At 31.6% G+C, this 2,778-nt stretch carries 2 protein-coding genes; one reads left to right on the forward strand and one right to left on the reverse strand.

What is annotated here, in order from left to right; translation table 11 throughout:
* Positions 1-81 precede the first annotated feature (81 nt).
* A complete protein-coding gene (locus FD06_RS03145; RefSeq protein ID WP_056966030.1) occupies positions 82-1,998 on the reverse strand; it encodes an ABC transporter ATP-binding protein/permease in 1,917 nt (638 codons plus the stop codon).
* Positions 1,999-2,121: 123 nt separating this feature from the next.
* Here FD06_RS03145 and FD06_RS03150 point away from each other — a divergent pair, with 123 nt between their 5' ends.
* Positions 2,122-2,718 (forward strand): TetR/AcrR family transcriptional regulator, encoded by a 597-nt coding sequence (locus FD06_RS03150; RefSeq protein ID WP_056966029.1) that lies wholly within the window; start codon positions 2,122-2,124, stop codon positions 2,716-2,718.
* Positions 2,719-2,778: the final 60 nt, after the last annotated feature.

The following is a 2,778-nucleotide window of genomic DNA, read 5'->3' on the forward strand; positions in this document are numbered from 1 at the left end:
CAATATTTGGAATTAATATCCTAGTAAAAGTTGTCTAACTTTTGGGGTTCACATCAGAGAACTTTTTTATTTAAAAATCCATTAATCTTGACTTAAACTTTCAATTGGATCAAGTTTTGCACCTTTATTTGCTGGTAAAATAGCGGCAAATAAGTTGATGATCAAAGCAATGATAATTGTGAAGATAGCATTACCAGAAGTGATCTGCATCATTGAATAATTGATGGCCGTGCCAGTAGTAGCATTATTGATTAGCAATTGAATTGCGTATGCTAATATAATTGCCGCAACTGACGAGAAGATACCAAATAACAATGCTTGATCTAAAAATAGCATTCTAATGTTACCCTTCGTTGCACCTAGTGCTCTTAAGATACCAATTTCTTTTGTTCTTTCAGAAACACTAATGTATAGAACTACGATAATCATAATTGCTGAAACTAATAATGAAATTCCAGCAATAGCAGCTAATACATAAACTGCCAGATTAATGTAAGTATTTAAAGTAGTAACAATTGTTCCGGCACCGCTAACTGAGTAAGCTTTTTTGCCATTGACTTTTAAATTGTTAATGTTCTTTTGAGTAGGGTCAACATTGTTCACACCGCCGCTGATGTCCACGCTTAAGAAGTTAGGCTTCATTTTAATGCCATTTGATGCGAGCATCTTATCCATAGTTTTATAGTTAACGAATACTAATGGACTTTGACTATCGCTAACTCCAGATACAGTCAATATTTTTACAACTGGGACTGTTTGATTTCCTTTGTTAGTATTAAATGCCACTTGGATTTTCTTACCAATTACTGAGTAAGGACTCTTTTTATTAAGTGCTTTGGCATTGTCTTTGGTGATTAAAACTTCATTATCACCAGGTTTGTGACCATGTTTAACGGTGTTAGTAACCATAGCGTTATTGATAGTGTTAAAGTATTGGGCTTGAGTTACTTTATCTTTAAGCTTCAGTTGAGCACCCATCACCATATAATTTTTCTTAACATCTTTAACGTTTTTAACACTCTTGATTTTGTTAATATCACTTTGCGTAAATTGATTGCGATTATTAGACTCTTTATGGTTAATAGTTACGGCATTAGGATTTACTTGAGAGTATATTTCATGATTGATGTATCCACGAACCCCGTTACCTAGCCCTAGCATAAACAATACGGCGAATAATCCAATTAATCCACCAAATACAATTAATAAGTTTCGTTTTAAATTGTATTTCATGTTATCGAAAGTCATGTTAAAAATTGACTTTTGACTTAGGGCACGGGATGTTAAAGTTTCTTGTTTTTTAACTGGATATTTTTCTTTTAGTTTTTTATCTTCATCAATCTTACCGTTAGTCATGTGTACAATTCGGCTACCATAATCAGCTACTTTTTGTGAATGTGTAACGGTTAAGACTAATTTACCATCTTTAGCGATGTCATCTAAAAGTTTTAAGATTTCTACGGTATTTTGAGGGTCCAAAGCACCAGTAGGTTCGTCAGCAATAATCATTTCAGGGTCAGATGCCAAGGCTCTAGCAATTGAAACCCTTTGTTTTTGACCACCAGATAGCTGATTAGGATATTTTTTCATTTGTTCGCCTAATCCCACTTTATTTAGTAGGTTTTCAGCTCTAGTTCTTTGTTCCTTTTTGCTTAGGTCAGTCATTTCCAATGACACTAAAACATTATCTAAAATGGTTAAATGGCTAATTAGATTGAAACTTTGAAAAATGAAGCCAATTGTTTTTCTTCGGTATTCGTCTAATTGTTTACTAGTATCATGTTTTAGAGAATTACCATTTAGTAAAACTTCGCCATCATACTTACTATCTAGTCCACCGATGATGTTCATTAAAGTAGATTTTCCACCACCAGATTCTCCAAGAATGGATACCATTTCACCACGTTCAAATTTTAAATCAATTCCCTTAAGGACTTTGAATTCTTCTTTGCCTAAGTAATACGATTTTTTAATATTTTTTAATTCTAAAAACGACATTGACATGTTGACCTCCTTTGTTACAATTATCTAACGTTGTTAGATAATAACATCTAACAACGTTAGAGTCAATTATGTGTTATTTTAAAATAATATATTTTTACATTGAAATGAGTGATAAATATGCAACTTTCTAAAGAAACGATAGTATTAGCTGGTTTAGATATTTTAAACAAAGACGAAGATTTAAATATGCGTAAGCTAGCTGATAGTCTAGATATTAAAGCAGCTTCTATATATTGGTATTTTAAAAATAAGCAGGAATTAGTGAATGAAATAGCTGTGTATCTATATGATCAAGTAGTTATCCCGTCTGATTTGCATGGCCTAGAATATCTTAAAAGTTTTTGTGTTAATGAATATGATGTCTTTTCTGTAAACATGAAGGCGTTACATTATTTATATAAGAATCCGCCTACAACTGGAATTGGAGTAGAATTTGCAAGTAATATTATTAAAGAAATTATGTCCTTTGGATATAGTGTTTACGATGCAATGTCTGTGCTAGATATGTTACATCATTATGTTATGTACAGTGTCAGCCATAATAGAATGGATGAGTATGAATTATTTTATGCAAATCAAATAATATCTAATATAGATAGTAGCAAATTAGTAAAACCCAATGAGTTAGAAAAACTGTGTTCTGGTAAGCAAAAATTTCTTAAATTTTTAGACTTAATGCTTTTATCGATAGTAGAAAACAAAAAACACAAGTAATTATTTGAACCGCCTTACAAAAGTTGGACATTAAAACTAACTTTTGTAAGGCGGTTTTTT

The sequence above is a fragment of the Apilactobacillus ozensis DSM 23829 = JCM 17196 genome (assembly GCF_001435995.1).
GTDB classification, from domain to species: domain Bacteria; phylum Bacillota; class Bacilli; order Lactobacillales; family Lactobacillaceae; genus Apilactobacillus; species Apilactobacillus ozensis.